At 49.4% G+C, this 13077-nt stretch carries 16 protein-coding genes and 1 other annotated feature; of the genes, 15 read left to right on the top strand and 1 reads right to left on the bottom strand.

Features of this window, described 5'->3' with window-relative positions; translation table 11 throughout:
- Positions 1–189 precede the first annotated feature (189 nt).
- Positions 190–263: a sequence feature (ribosomal protein L21 leader region), on the top strand.
- Positions 264–277: 14 nt separating this feature from the next.
- The 7 genes from rplU (at position 278) to pheA (ending at position 4503) form a co-directional block, all read left to right on the top strand.
- Positions 278–586 carry a 50S ribosomal protein L21 gene (gene rplU / locus AY633_RS11205; RefSeq protein WP_068488425.1) on the top strand — a complete coding sequence of 103 codons (309 nt, stop codon included), beginning with the start codon at positions 278–280 and terminating at the stop codon, positions 584–586.
- A gap of 2 nt (positions 587–588) precedes the next feature.
- The gene (locus AY633_RS11200; RefSeq protein ID WP_068488424.1) at positions 589–918 is read left to right on the top strand and encodes a ribosomal-processing cysteine protease Prp; all 330 of its coding nucleotides are present in this window, start codon (positions 589–591) and stop codon (positions 916–918) included.
- Between the two features lie 12 nt (positions 919–930).
- The gene (rpmA, locus tag AY633_RS11195) at positions 931–1221 is read left to right on the top strand and encodes a 50S ribosomal protein L27 (protein ID WP_068461850.1); all 291 of its coding nucleotides are present in this window, start codon (positions 931–933) and stop codon (positions 1219–1221) included.
- A 126-nt stretch (positions 1222–1347) separates the two neighbouring features.
- The gene (locus AY633_RS11190; protein WP_068488423.1) at positions 1348–1860 is read left to right on the top strand and encodes a Spo0B domain-containing protein; all 513 of its coding nucleotides are present in this window, start codon (positions 1348–1350) and stop codon (positions 1858–1860) included.
- A gap of 4 nt (positions 1861–1864) precedes the next feature.
- Positions 1865–3154, top strand: a complete 1290-nt coding sequence (gene obgE / locus AY633_RS11185) for a GTPase ObgE (RefSeq protein ID WP_068488422.1) — start codon at positions 1865–1867, stop codon at positions 3152–3154.
- A gap of 16 nt (positions 3155–3170) precedes the next feature.
- Positions 3171–3623 (top strand): ACT domain-containing protein, encoded by a 453-nt coding sequence (locus tag AY633_RS11180; RefSeq protein WP_068461855.1) that lies wholly within the window; start codon positions 3171–3173, stop codon positions 3621–3623.
- A 19-nt stretch (positions 3624–3642) separates the two neighbouring features.
- A complete protein-coding gene (pheA, locus tag AY633_RS11175) occupies positions 3643–4503 on the top strand; it encodes a prephenate dehydratase (RefSeq protein WP_068461857.1) in 861 nt (286 codons plus the stop codon).
- A gap of 53 nt (positions 4504–4556) precedes the next feature.
- Here the strand turns inward: pheA and AY633_RS11170 are convergent, their stop codons facing one another.
- On the bottom strand, positions 4557–5090 hold the full coding sequence (locus tag AY633_RS11170) for a transcription repressor NadR (protein WP_068461859.1): 534 nt from the start codon (positions 5088–5090) through the stop codon (positions 4557–4559).
- A gap of 455 nt (positions 5091–5545) precedes the next feature.
- On the opposite strand from AY633_RS11170, the gene ruvA reads away from it, so the two are divergent.
- The 8 genes from ruvA (at position 5546) to AY633_RS11130 (ending at position 13064) form a co-directional block, all read left to right on the top strand.
- Positions 5546–6142: a Holliday junction branch migration protein RuvA gene (gene ruvA / locus AY633_RS11165; protein ID WP_068488421.1), complete on the top strand. Its 597-nt coding sequence runs from the start codon at positions 5546–5548 to the stop codon at positions 6140–6142.
- Positions 6143–6158: 16 nt separating this feature from the next.
- Positions 6159–7157, top strand: coding sequence for a Holliday junction branch migration DNA helicase RuvB (ruvB, locus tag AY633_RS11160; RefSeq protein ID WP_068488420.1), 999 nt, complete (start codon positions 6159–6161; stop codon positions 7155–7157).
- Positions 7154–8233 (top strand): tRNA preQ1(34) S-adenosylmethionine ribosyltransferase-isomerase QueA, encoded by a 1080-nt coding sequence (queA, locus tag AY633_RS11155; RefSeq protein WP_068488419.1) that lies wholly within the window; start codon positions 7154–7156, stop codon positions 8231–8233. Before ruvB ends, queA begins: the two co-directional genes overlap by 4 nt.
- Positions 8230–9372 (top strand): tRNA guanosine(34) transglycosylase Tgt, encoded by a 1143-nt coding sequence (gene tgt, locus AY633_RS11150; RefSeq protein WP_068461866.1) that lies wholly within the window; start codon positions 8230–8232, stop codon positions 9370–9372. The genes queA and tgt overlap by 4 nt, the downstream gene beginning before the upstream one ends.
- Before the next feature lie 40 nt (positions 9373–9412).
- The gene (yajC, locus tag AY633_RS11145; RefSeq protein ID WP_058380984.1) at positions 9413–9670 is read left to right on the top strand and encodes a preprotein translocase subunit YajC; all 258 of its coding nucleotides are present in this window, start codon (positions 9413–9415) and stop codon (positions 9668–9670) included.
- 185 nt (positions 9671–9855) lie between these two features.
- Positions 9856–10176 carry a post-transcriptional regulator gene (locus AY633_RS11140; RefSeq protein ID WP_068488418.1) on the top strand — a complete coding sequence of 107 codons (321 nt, stop codon included), beginning with the start codon at positions 9856–9858 and terminating at the stop codon, positions 10174–10176.
- Between the two features lie 63 nt (positions 10177–10239).
- Complete coding sequence (gene secDF / locus AY633_RS11135; RefSeq protein WP_068488417.1) at positions 10240–12516, top strand: protein translocase subunit SecDF; 2277 nt, start codon at positions 10240–10242, stop codon at positions 12514–12516.
- A 107-nt stretch (positions 12517–12623) separates the two neighbouring features.
- Positions 12624–13064, top strand: a complete 441-nt coding sequence (locus AY633_RS11130) for a LapA family protein (protein ID WP_082799237.1) — start codon at positions 12624–12626, stop codon at positions 13062–13064.
- Positions 13065–13077: the final 13 nt, after the last annotated feature.

The raw sequence follows: 13077 nt of genomic DNA, 5'->3' as shown, positions 1-13077 counted from the left end.
ATGAAATCGAACACAAGAAACATTGCCACACCCTTCATTCAATAATTCACAAGCCAGTAAAGAAGGGATATTGCATTCATTCAAGCACAATCCCAAAAATGAAAAGAACACATTCCCAACTCTTTTCAGTTCTCTGTTGACGCGGGTCTCTCTCGCATGATATTATTCTAATGTTATGTTTGTAGCGCACCCGTGCTACAACCGCTCGAACCAGGTTGTTAAGCATCGCAAGATCACCTGGAGAGGCGAGTCTTAGTCTAAGAGGAGGTGCAAGGATATGTACGCAATTATTGAAACTGGTGGAAAACAAATCAAAGTGGAAGCTGGCCAAGAAATCTACGTTGAGAAAGTGAACGCAGAAGCTGGTGACACAGTAACATTTGATAAAGTTCTATTTGTAGGTGGAGACGATACTAAAGTGGGAGTTCCTTTCGTAGAAGGAGCAACTGTTACAGCGAAAGTTGAAAAACAGGGCCGCGGCAAGAAGATCACTGTCTTCAAATACAAAGCGAAAAAGAACTATCACAAAAAACAAGGTCATCGTCAGCCATTCACAAAATTGACTGTTGATGCAATCAACCTGTAAGAATGATTCAGGTGACTATTCATCAAACCGACAGCTACATTAAAGGCTTTGAAATGTCGGGACATGCGGACTTTGCCGAGCACGGCAAGGATCTGGTATGTGCCGGGGCTTCAGCTGTTTCCTTCGGGGCAGTGAACGCCATTATGGAGTTGACGGGAATTGAGCCGGAAATCGAACAGGCAGATAGCGGTTTTTTGAAAATCGCCTTTCCAAAGAACATGGACAAAAAGACGGATGAGCAGGTTCAACTGCTTGTACGCGCTATGGTCATTTCTTTGGAAACGATTGAACATGATTATGCAGACTTTATAAAAATAACCTTCACAGCTTAGGAGGTGGGACATATGTTGAAATTAAATCTTCAGTTTTTTGCATCCAAAAAAGGTGTTGGTTCAACGAAGAACGGTCGTGATTCGGAATCAAAACGCCTTGGCGCAAAACGCGCTGACGGACAAATCGTAACTGGCGGATCTATTCTCTACCGTCAACGCGGTACGAAAATCTATCCAGGCGAGAACGTTGGACGCGGCGGAGATGACACACTTTTCGCGAAAATCGACGGAACAGTACGCTTCGAGCGCTACGGCCGCGATAAGAAAAAAGTGAGCGTCTACCCGGTTGCTCAGGAAGCTTAATACAAAACGAAAAGGGCTGCTTTCGCAGTCCTTTTTCTTTTGAAACAAGACAAACCAAAACCCGTGCCGGGAAATCCGGCCGGAATCTTGGTATACTAAGTAAAAGTGTGTAAAAGGAAGTGCAGTATGGACGATAGGCTAACGGTGGCACAATCGCTTCGGCATGCGCGCCATGATTTTTTGAATGAGCTGCAGATGATCAAATTGAATCTGGATTTGGGGCGCACAGATAGAGCCCAAGCGCTTATTCGTACGTATGCCGAAGCGGCTATGCACCAAAGCCGGCTGTCGGCTCTCTCTTTGCCCGAAACGGAAGAGTGGCTACTAACAGCTGGCTGGCGTTTTCCGGAATTGCGCCTCACGATGTCCTGCGAAGCGCCGCAAGCGCCTAGCGAGTTGGATACGATTCTTTGCCAATGGCTTGAGTCCTTTGCAAAGGCTGTGAAAGAGGCATTTTCCGATGCTTGGCCATATCCGGTAGAGCTGCGCATTATAGAAGTGGACGGCCGATTTTCGCTGGAACTTTCCGGTCCCGGCGACTGGTCGTCCCTGGTTTTGGATTCACCGCAATTAGCAATTGGTAAAGCGTGCGGATCGGATCGCTCGAAAGTTGAGATCCACGCACAGATGGAGGGATAAGAATATGTTTGTCGATCACGTAAAAGTATATGTAAAAGGTGGCGACGGCGGGGATGGCATGGTAGCATTCCGCCGCGAAAAATACGTACCGAACGGCGGGCCAGCCGGCGGTGACGGAGGGAAAGGCGCGGATATCGTCTTTCAAGTTGACGAAGGCTTGCGTACATTAATGGATTTCCGTTTCAAACGGATCTTTAAAGCCGAACGCGGAACGCACGGCATGAGCAAAAATCAGCACGGCGCTAAAGCGCATGATACGATCATCAAAGTTCCACCGGGCACTGTGGTCAAAGACTCAGAAACTGGCGAAACGATCGCTGATTTGGTCGAAGAAGGGCAATCTGCAGTCATCGCACGCGGAGGGCGCGGCGGACGCGGCAACTCGCGTTTTGCAACGCCTCAAAACCCGGCTCCTGAACTATCGGAAAAAGGCGAACCGGGTCTTGAGCGCAATGTCATTCTAGAATTGAAAGTATTGGCAGATGTCGGCTTGGTCGGATTCCCAAGTGTCGGTAAATCGACGTTATTGTCGGTCGTTACTGCAGCTAAGCCGAAGATTGGCGCTTATCACTTCACGACGATTGTTCCGAACCTCGGGATGGTCCAAACAGAAGACCAGCGCAGCTTTGTCATGGCAGATTTGCCAGGATTGATCGAAGGCGCACATGAAGGCATCGGCCTAGGCCACCAATTCCTGCGCCACATCGAACGGACGCGCGTCATTGTCCACATTATCGATATGTCCGGCATGGAAGGCCGCGATCCGTATGAGGATTATGTGACCATCAACGAAGAATTAAAGCAATACAATATGCGTTTAACGGAACGCCCGCAATTGATTGTGGCGAACAAGATGGACATGCCAGATGCAGAAGAGAAATTGGAAGAGTTCCGCAAGAAATTGCCGGAAGACGCAAAAGTATTCCCGATTTCTGCCTTGTCTAGAAAAGGCTTGAACAACCTGATGTTCGCAGTAGCCGATTTGCTTGAAGTGACGCCTGAATTCCCAATGGAAGACGAGGCAGATCCGGATGCAGCGGATACGGTGCTATACAAGCACGAAATGCAAGGCGACGGATTCGATATTTCACGCGACCCGGATGGCGCTTTTGTCCTTTCTGGCTACGCGATCGAGCGGATGTTCAAGATGACGGACTTCTCTCGTGAAGATTCGATTCGCCGATTCGCCCGCCAAATGCGCGGCATGGGCATTGACGATGCTCTTCGCGAGCGTGGAGCGGAAAATGGCGACACGGTCCGTTTGCTCGAATTTGAGTTCGAATTCACCGATTGATGCGGAGGGTACTTGAATGAAGGATATTTCGGAACAACGCTATTACCTGGTGCGGGAAGATGTATTGACGGAAGCGATGGTTAAGACGCTGGAAGTGAAAAAACTCCTTCAGCGCGACCGCATGTCCATTTTAGATGCGGTTTCAAAAACCGGCTTATCGCGCTCGGCATTTTATAAATACCGAGACGCGGTTTTTCCGTTTCATTCCATCGTCAAAGAGCGGATCTTGACGGTCTTTCTTCAATTGGAAGACCGTTCGGGTACGCTCGCGACTTTGCTTCAGGCGGTCGCGGAAATGGGCTGCAATATTTTGACCATCCACCAGACCATCCCGATTCAAGGGCGTGCGAACGTCACTTTGTCATTGGATGTGACGGCGATGGACGTGGACTTGGACATGTTCTTGCAGCAATTGAAAAAACTCGACTTTGTTGAGTCGGCCGATGTGGTATCGAGCGGTTCGTCATAAATGTAGGGGGAATGAGTCCATGACTAGAGAGAAAAAGAGAATTTCGTTTTTAGGCCCGGAAGCGTCGTTTACACATTTGGCTGCTTCGAAAGTGTTTCCAACAGAACAGCTGATGCCTTATACGACCATTCCCGAATGCATTGAAGCGGTAGCGGATGGTACGGTCGATTATGCAGTGGTGCCGCTAGAGAATGCGCTCGAAGGTTCGGTGCCGCTGACGGTGGATTATTTATTTCACGAAGCGGAACTGTATGTGACGGCGGAAGTGCTGTCGCCAATTGAGCAGCATTTACTCGTTCATCCCGAAAACCGGGGGGCGGAATCGTTTGAAGCGATTTATTCGCATCCGCATGCTTTGGCGCAATGCCATAAATATTTGTTCTACACGTATAAGCATACGCCGCTCGAACAATACAGTTCGACGGCAGCGGCTGCGAAAATGGTCGCAGAGCTTCCGGAGCGAAATATTGCGGCGATTGCCAATGATTACGCAGCGGAAAAGTACGGTTTGGACATCGTGCAGCGCGACATTCACGATTTCCACTTCAACCATACGCGGTTTTTCGTCTTGTCGAGAAGCAATCACAAATTGACGGATCCGGGACACGAAGCGCAAATCAAGACGACCTTGATGATTACGCCGCCAAAAGATGACCGTTCTGGTGTTTTGCACCAAGTGCTGTCCGTTTTTGCATGGCGCCAGTTGAACTTGTCGAAGATTGAATCGAGGCCTTTGAAAACAGGGCTCGGCAATTATTTTTTCATTGCCGATGTGTTGGAAGACGAGAATGCCGCGATGATGCGTGGGGCGTTCGAAGAGCTCACGGCTCTAGGCTGCGGCGTTAAGACGCTCGGTTCCTACTATACGTACAATTCATAAGAAGCATGCATAAAAAATCCCCGGACGCCTCATTGGCATCCGGGGATTTTCGTTTATTCCGCTTCTTCAAGCAAATAGCCGTGCTGCTTCATCGCTTCAACCGCTTGTGAGAGTGTTTCGGGGAGATCTGCGGTGATGGTGTGGATGTGTGTGCCTTCGGTCAGCTCCAGTAAATAGCTTGCGCCGGTTTCGCGTACGCGCTGCATGAACAAGTCCACGTCAAGTGGCGTCGACACATGAATTCCTGCAGTCAGCTCGCCATATACAGGATGTTCAATAGATACGTCTTTGACGGTGACGCCACAATCGACCAATAAGCGCAATTCCGCTTCTGTTTCTTGTGGCAAGTGATTGCAGGCGATGCGGCGGCTCACTTGCTTATTGCCGCTCGGGTCTAAATATAAATAGCCTTGGCTCGTGGCGATAATCGGTTCACCTTTTGCCTTCAATAAGGTCATATCGCCGACCACGACTTGCCGCGATACGTGCGCGAGTTTTGCGAGTTCACTGCCAGTCATCGGTCGCCCTGACTGCTTCAGCTCATCCAATAAAACATTGCGGCGTTCTTCGCCATATAATTTTTTCATGAAAACCCTCCGTTGATAACCAAATTGCATATTGTACTCTGAAATTGCCTTTCTGTAAAAATCATTTCAAGCCACTCTTGGTGTGTTCAGCAATATATATAGCAAAACTGCGAAGACTCCCGCGGGAAAGCGAAGCAGATTTGCGGAATGCGTTGAGTGAGTGAATTTGACTTCACCATATAATTTTATTTTAGCATAAAGAGAAACTTCAATCATCGGGGAACGCTTTCCTCCCCGATGATTGTTAGTTGATCCAATCGGACTTTTACGGCCTGTCGGGTTTCGCTTGGTAAAGCGAAATCCATACAGACCGTTAAAGCGGGATAAAGAGAAACTTCAATCAGCGGGGAGTTCCTTTAACGCTTCACAATGTCCAGCTGTACCGGATAGCTTTCTTCGTAGGAGCGGGCGGAATATGGTATAATCAATAGGTTGAAAATGAAAGGGCGAGTGCAATGTACGATTACATAAAAGGGCAAGTCACCCGTGTGACACCTGAATATTTGGTAGTGGAACAGCAAGGGGTCGGCTGGCAAATCTTTGCCCCGAACCCGTATTCTTTCGGCTCGGATGAATTGCAGATTTTTGTGCATCATCACGTACGGGAAGACGCTCAGTTCTTGTTTGGCTTCCCGACGCTTGAGCAGCGGGAATTATTCCGTAAGCTCATCAGCGTATCCGGCATCGGCCCAAAAGGTGCGCTTGCGATTTTGGCATCTGGCCAGCCGCAATTTGTCATCGAGGCAATCGAGCAGGAAGACGAGAAGTATTTAGTGAAATTCCCTGGCGTCGGCAAAAAAACCGCCCGCCAGATGATCTTGGACCTAAAAGGCAAGCTGACGGATTTCTTCGGGGAATCGTATACAGAAGAAGGGCAGCCAGATTTGTTTGGCGGCGACGAATCAGAGCTTGAAGAAGCGATGCTTGCACTTGGCGCACTTGGCTATTCAGAGCGCGAGATCACGAAAGTGAAACCACAACTCAAGGGCCTCGAGCTCGACACAGAAGGCTACATGAAAAAAGCCCTTCAATTATTATTGAAACAAACTTAACGAGGAGGCGAACGCCATGGAAGAACGCATCATTGACGGCGAAGTTTCGGAATTTGATGAGCGCTTTGAGCAATCCTTGCGTCCACAGCGTTTGTCGCAATACATCGGCCAGCAAAAAGTAAAACATAACCTGGAGATCTTTATTGAAGCGGCGAAAATGCGCAACGAATCGCTTGATCATGTGCTGCTTTACGGGCCGCCGGGTCTTGGGAAAACGACGCTTGCGACGGTCATTGCTAATGAGATGGAAGTCGGGGTGAAGATGACTTCAGGTCCTGCGATTGAACGGCCGGGCGATTTGGCAGCCATTGTCTCATCCCTTGAGCCAGGAGATGTCTTGTTCATCGATGAAATTCACCGTTTGAACCGTTCGATCGAAGAAGTGCTGTATCCGGCGATGGAGGATTTCTGTCTCGACATCGTCGTCGGCAAAGGCCCGACCGCGCGCTCTGTTCGGCTCGACTTGCCGCCGTTCACCTTGATTGGTGCGACGACACGCGCAGGGGCCTTGTCCGCTCCTTTGCGGGACCGTTTTGGCGTGTTATCAAGGCTTGAGTATTACGACACGGAAGCTTTGACCAATATCGTCGAGCGCAGCGCCACTCTGTTTGAAGCGGATATCGATCCGCTCGCGGCCATTGAAATTGCCCGCCGTTCCCGTGGAACCCCGCGTATCGCCAACCGTTTATTAAAACGCGTACGCGACTACGCGATGGTGCGAGGCAACGGTTCGATCACGACCGATATGGCCGAGCAAGCTCTCGAGATGCTTCAAGTCGATCCGCTCGGACTGGATCACATTGACCACAAGCTACTGACTGGCATGATTAGCCGTTTTCGTGGCGGGCCGGTTGGCGTGGACACGATCGCTGCAAGCATCGGGGAAGAATCGACGACCATTGAAGATGTCTACGAACCGTATTTATTGCAGATCGGATTTATTCAACGGACGCCAAGAGGGCGCATGGTAACGCCTCTTGCTTACGAACACTTTAAAATGGAGATGCCTGAATGACGAAACTTACAAACGAACAGCAATTAAATGTAAACGATTTTGATTTTGAACTGCCAGAGGAATTGATCGCCCAAACGCCGCTGCTTGACCGAACATCGAGCCGGCTTTTGGTCATGGGCAAAGAGACAGGAGCGGTAGAGCATAAGCATTTCCGCGATATCCTGGACCATTTGCACGAAGGCGATACGCTCGTCTTGAACGACACCCGCGTGCTTCCTGCGCGCCTGATGGGGACTAAAGAAGAGACAGGCGCCAATATCGAAGTGCTGCTATTAAAGCAGACCGAAGAAGATGTGTGGGAAACGCTTGTTAAGCCAGCGAAAAAAGTGAAAATCGGTACGGTCGTGTCATTTGGCGACGGCTTATTGCGCGCGGAATGCACAGGGGTCTTGGACCACGGAGGCCGCTATTTTAAATTTATTTATGACGGCATTTTCTATGAGATCCTGGACCAGTTAGGTGAAATGCCGCTGCCGCCTTATATCCGCGAAAAGCTGGAAGACCAGGACCGCTATCAGACGGTCTTCGCGAAAGAGCGGGGCAGTGCCGCAGCGCCGACAGCCGGACTGCATTTTACCGACGAATTGCTCAGTGACATCCGCAATAAAGGGGTCAACATCGCATTTATCACTTTGCATGTCGGGCTTGGCACGTTCCGTCCGGTATCGGTCGAGTCGATCGAAGACCATGAAATGCACGCGGAATTTTACCGCATCACGCAACAAACCGCAGACCTCATTAACGCAACAAAACAGCGAGGCGGTCGCGTCATTTCCGTCGGTACGACGTCAACGCGCACGCTCGAGTCGGTCGCGAAGAAATTCGGCGGCACTTTGCAAGAAGACAATGGCTGGACAGATATTTTCATCTATCCAGGGTACCGCTTTGAAGCGGTGGACGGCTTGATCACCAATTTCCACTTGCCAAAGTCGACGCTCGTCATGCTCGTCAGTGCGATGTCGAACCGGGATGCTATCTTAAATGCATACAATGAAGCCGTCAAAGAGCGCTACCGCTTTTTCAGCTTTGGCGACGCGATGTTTATTGAACCACAGAAAAAGGAGACCGAATCATGACCCATGCAGTAACTTACGAACACATTAAAACATGCAAACAAACAGGCGCACGCCTCGGCATCGTCCATACGCCACACGGCTCTTTTGAAACGCCGGCATTTATGCCAGTCGGGACACAAGCGACCGTTAAGACGATGAGCCCGGAAGAATTGAAAGCCATGAACGCTGGCATTATCTTAAGCAACACTTATCATTTGTGGCTGCGCCCGGGAAATGACGTCATCAAAGAAGCAGGCGGTTTACACAAATTCATGAACTGGGACCGCCCGATTTTGACCGATTCCGGCGGTTTCCAAGTGTTCTCGCTCAGCGAGTTCCGCAACATCAAAGAAGAAGGCGTTCATTTCCGCAACCATATGAACGGCGATAAATTGTTCTTGAGCCCGGAAAAAGCGATGCAAATCCAAAACGACCTCGGTTCTGACATCATGATGGCGTTTGATGAATGCCCGCCTTACCCGGCGACGCATGAATACATGAAATCCAGTGTGGAACGGACCTCTCGCTGGGCGGAACGCTGCCTAGCAGCACATGCACGTCCTGAGGACCAAGGCTTGTTCGGCATCATTCAAGGCGGCGAATACGAAGACCTTCGCCGACAAAGTGCAGAAGACCTCGTCGCACTCGATTTCCCGGGCTATGCGATCGGTGGATTGTCTGTCGGTGAACCGAAAGACGTCATGAACCGTGCGCTTGAATTCACGACACCGTTCATGCCATTCGATAAGCCGCGTTATTTGATGGGCGTCGGTTCACCGGATTCCTTGATCGATGGTGCCATTCGCGGCATCGATATGTTCGACTGCGTGTTGCCGACGCGCATCGCACGAAACGGTACGCTCATGACGAGTGAAGGCCGTCTGAACTTGAAAAATGCGAAGTTCAAGCGTGATTTTACGCCAATCGATGAGAAATGTACATGCTATACATGCACGAATTACACGCGTGCATACGTGCACCATTTATTGCGTGCCGATGAAACCTTCGGAATTCGCCTTACGAGTTATCATAACCTGCATTTTCTGTTAAACTTAATGGAACAGGTGCGTCAAGCGATTCGTGAAGACCGCCTGGGAGATTTCCGCGAAGAATTTTTTGAAGCGTACGGATTCAACAAACCGAATGCGAAAAACTTCTGAGTTCGAAACGATAGAGAACACGAAAGGGGGAAATTGAACAATGGAAACATTAATTGCGTTATCACCTTTACTATTGATGTTCTTGCTGATGTGGCTTTTCATCATCCGCCCGGCGCAAAAACGCCAAAAAACGACAGCTAACATGCAGTCGGAACTAAAGCGTGGGGACCGTATCGTGACGATCGGCGGCTTGCATGGCCAAGTCGACGCAGTAGACGATTCAACCATCTACATCACGGTAGCAGATGGCACGCGCATGCAATTCGAGCGCCAGGCAATCGCCCGCATCGTAGAATAAGCAACCGCAAAAACCGTCTTCCTTTCGGGAGGCGTTTTTTTCGTCCAAGAGGAAAATGTTTTTCAGAAAACGGTAATTATAAACCAAAATAAATTAAACAATTTTCCAAAAATTTTCATGCATTTGTTCTAAAATTTCCATCTGGGAGTTACAATGGAAGCAGAACTGCAGAAAGGAGAACCAACATGATGAGCTATCCGGAAAAATACGAGCAAGTGCTGCCAGCATTAGAGAGCAAATGCAGCGAATTCACGTATTTGCAATACGATACATTCACCCCGGAAGCGTTGTGGGAGTATTGCCTGAAAAAAGCGTGGAAAAAGAAAAAAGTCGAAGATATGCGCTTGCATGAAATGGTGTCGGATATCATGGATCTGACCGCTTCCGACTATGTCGCGTATCATCAGGTAGAAGGCTTTAAAACCGCAAACTTTTTCACGGAAGACAGCATGGAGGACCTGCAGCAGCTTCTTCGTCCGGCGCGCCCGAAATCGCGTGGGATTTGACACCTTTTGGCACGTCACCGATAATGTAAGTGCTGTGTTCTATATTGAGGAGGAACTATACATATGAAAGCAAGATCTCGCATCATCGCCTTTTTCCTGCTGGTATTCATGCTCATCGGGCTGCTTGGCACAACCAGCCTGCCGATCGCCAAAGACATCAATCTTGGGCTCGATTTGCAGGGCGGATTCGAAGTTCTTTACCAAGTCGAACCGCTCGAAGAAGGCCAGGAAATCACAGAAGAAGTTGTATCGGATACTACGGATGCGCTGAGAAGCCGAATTGATGTGCTCGGCGTCAGTGAGCCGAACATCCAAATCGAAAGCGGCAACCGAATTCGCGTTCAGTTGGCGGGAATCGAAGATCAATCATCAGCACGCGAACTGCTTTCAACAGAAGCCAATTTATCGTTCCGTGATGCGGACGATAACGTCATGTTGTCCGGTAACGACCTCGCACAAGGTGGCGCGACGGCCACTTTCAATCAGGAAGGCCAGCCGATCGTTACGCTGGAACTGAATGAACCCGGTAAATTCGCCGAAGTGACTGGCGAAATTGCCCAAAAATCCGCGCCGGATAATGTCTTAGTCATCTGGCTCGATTTTGAAGAAGGCGTTGATTCTTATCAGGAAGAACGTTTAAAACCTGATCCGAAATTTGTTTCTGACCCGCGCGTTTCCCAGCGCATCAATTCACCAAGCGTTGAAATCTCGGGTTCATTTACAGTAGAGGAAACGCAAAACTTGGCGGGTATTTTAAATGCTGGGGCCTTGCCGGTGAAATTGGAAGAAATTTATTCGACTTCAGTTGGTGCGCAGTTTGGTGAACAGGCACTTGAACAGACAACATTCGCAGCCGGTATCGGCATCGCGGCAGTGTTGATCTTCATGCTATTGTTCTACCGTTTTCCAGGTGCGATTGCTGTTGTCACACTTTCCGCTTACGTTTATTTGATCCTCGTGATCTTCGAATGGATCGGCGGCGTCTTGACGTTGCCAGGTATTGCGGCCATCATGCTCGGTGTCGGGATGGCAGTCGATGCCAATATCATCACTTACGAGCGGATACGTGAAGAGCTGCGGACCGGCGAGTCTGTGCGGGATGCATTCCGTACGGGTGCCAAGTCATCGTTCTCTGCAATCATCGATGCGAACATCACGACGCTTCTCGCTGCAGCTGTGTTGTTCTACTTCGGTACCAGCTCTGTTAAAGGCTTTGCGACGATGCTAATCATTTCGATTCTCGCAAGCTTCTTGACGGCCGTTTGGGGCTCTCGCTTGTTACTTGGGCTGTGGGTGTGGAGCGGGTTCTTGGATAACAAGCCTGGTTGGTTTGGCTTATCGAAGAACAAGATCCATACAAAAGAAGAGGGATTACACATCACCGATTTAACAACGCCTTACGACCGCTTTGACTTTGCTGGCAACCGCCGTAAATTCTTCGCTGGTTCGCTTGCGCTGATTTTGTCAGGTATGGTCGTGCTGTCGATTTTCCAATTGAATTTAGGCATTGATTTCTCCAGCGGTACACGCGTGGAAGTCACGTCTGAATCTTCCTTATCACAAGACGAAGTGGCAAGTTTCCTTGACGGCGCTGGCTTCCCTTCCGATGATATTGTCATGGCAGGAGAAGGTTCTTCCATTGGTGTTGTTCGCTATGCAGAGGAATTTAGCCAGCAAGAAATTGAGGAATTGAAATCGGCGGCTGTGGATGAATACGGCATCGAACCGAACGTCTCGACCGTATCGCCGACCGTCGGCATTGAACTGGCACAGAATGCCTTGTACGCCCTTGCCATCGCTGCAGTCGGCATTATCATCTATGTGGCGTTCCGCTTTGAATGGCGCATGGGGGTTGCATCTGTCGTGGCGCTATTGCATGATGCGTTCTTCATTGTTGCGGCATTCAGCATTTTGCGTCTGGAGGTGGATATTACCTTTATCGCCGCTGTACTGACGATCATTGGTTATTCCATCAACGATACGATTGTCACGTTTGACCGGATCCGGGAGAACATGCGCCGTGTCAAAAAAGTCGAGACGGTGGAGCAATTGGAGAAAATCGTCAATACTTCATTGCGCCAGACCTTGACGCGTTCGATCAATACGGTACTGACGGTATTCCTCGTCGTGCTGGCACTGTTGATCTTCGGGGCTGCATCGATTACCAATTTCTCGATTGCGCTCTTGATCGGCTTGATCGCAGGAACCTATTCATCGATTTTCATCGCTGCCCAGCTATGGCTTGTCTTGAAAAAAGGCGAATTGAAAAAGAAAGGGCCGATCGATATCGAGAAGAAAGAGCAAGAGTCCAAATGGGGCTCTGACGAACCAGTCGTATAAGTTTAATAGGACAAAGGGACAGGGTATAGAATAATGATACCTTGTCCCTTTTTCTGTGCAGAATGAGGCAAGGTGTACGCAGCTTGAACGAAGAAAGGATGGTTTATATGAAATTGCAATGGCTCCTATTGCTCGGACTTGTTTTTGCTATCATCATCGCGATTTTCGCAGTCTTTAATGTCGATAATGTGCCGGTCAATTATGTCTTCGGTGAATCAGAGTGGCCGTTGATCCTCGTCATTCTTGTCTCTGCTTTGCTTGGCTTCCTATTGTCGAGCATTCTCGCCATGACGCGCAATTACCAATTGAAGCGCAAAGTGAAGACGCTTCAAAAAGAAGTGGCGGTTAAAGAATCACTTATCGCGACACAGCAAAACGAAATTGCAGAATACCAGAAGGCGGGTGTCTCGCCTGATGCGATGGTTGTGACCGGTGAAGAACGGACACATGATCAGGACGAGTCACTTCGCTCGCAGCCTAAACGCGATGACTTTGGCGTCAACGATACAGAAGATCGCCGCCAGGACTCGAGCCGTGACGGATTGTAAAAAATGAACCTTT

Source organism: Planococcus maritimus, from assembly GCF_001592825.1.
In the GTDB taxonomy this organism is placed as follows: Bacteria; Bacillota; Bacilli; order Bacillales_A; family Planococcaceae; genus Planococcus; species Planococcus maritimus_C.
This window is presented reverse-complemented; position numbering and strand designations above follow the sequence as displayed.

What these genes read in the sequence shown, in the direction of transcription:
- AY633_RS11180 (WP_068461855.1), top strand. Translation starts at nt 3,171, where the DNA reads ATGAAGGATATTTCGGAACAACGCTATTACCTGGTGCGGGAAGATGTA.
- AY633_RS11170 (WP_068461859.1), bottom strand. Translation starts at nt 5,090, where the DNA reads ATGAAAAAATTATATGGCGAAGAACGCCGCAATGTTTTATTGGATGAG.
- queA (WP_068488419.1), top strand. Translation starts at nt 7,154, where the DNA reads ATGACGAAACTTACAAACGAACAGCAATTAAATGTAAACGATTTTGAT.
- tgt (WP_068461866.1), top strand. Translation starts at nt 8,230, where the DNA reads ATGACCCATGCAGTAACTTACGAACACATTAAAACATGCAAACAAACA.
- AY633_RS11190 (WP_068488423.1), top strand. Translation starts at nt 1,348, where the DNA reads ATGGACGATAGGCTAACGGTGGCACAATCGCTTCGGCATGCGCGCCAT.
- rpmA (WP_068461850.1), top strand. Translation starts at nt 931, where the DNA reads ATGTTGAAATTAAATCTTCAGTTTTTTGCATCCAAAAAAGGTGTTGGT.
- ruvA (WP_068488421.1), top strand. Translation starts at nt 5,546, where the DNA reads ATGTACGATTACATAAAAGGGCAAGTCACCCGTGTGACACCTGAATAT.
- AY633_RS11140 (WP_068488418.1), top strand. Translation starts at nt 9,856, where the DNA reads ATGATGAGCTATCCGGAAAAATACGAGCAAGTGCTGCCAGCATTAGAG.
- AY633_RS11200 (WP_068488424.1), top strand. Translation starts at nt 589, where the DNA reads ATGATTCAGGTGACTATTCATCAAACCGACAGCTACATTAAAGGCTTT.
- pheA (WP_068461857.1), top strand. Translation starts at nt 3,643, where the DNA reads ATGACTAGAGAGAAAAAGAGAATTTCGTTTTTAGGCCCGGAAGCGTCG.
- ruvB (WP_068488420.1), top strand. Translation starts at nt 6,159, where the DNA reads ATGGAAGAACGCATCATTGACGGCGAAGTTTCGGAATTTGATGAGCGC.
- yajC (WP_058380984.1), top strand. Translation starts at nt 9,413, where the DNA reads ATGGAAACATTAATTGCGTTATCACCTTTACTATTGATGTTCTTGCTG.
- obgE (WP_068488422.1), top strand. Translation starts at nt 1,865, where the DNA reads ATGTTTGTCGATCACGTAAAAGTATATGTAAAAGGTGGCGACGGCGGG.
- AY633_RS11130 (WP_082799237.1), top strand. Translation starts at nt 12,624, where the DNA reads ATGAAATTGCAATGGCTCCTATTGCTCGGACTTGTTTTTGCTATCATC.
- rplU (WP_068488425.1), top strand. Translation starts at nt 278, where the DNA reads ATGTACGCAATTATTGAAACTGGTGGAAAACAAATCAAAGTGGAAGCT.
- secDF (WP_068488417.1), top strand. Translation starts at nt 10,240, where the DNA reads ATGAAAGCAAGATCTCGCATCATCGCCTTTTTCCTGCTGGTATTCATG.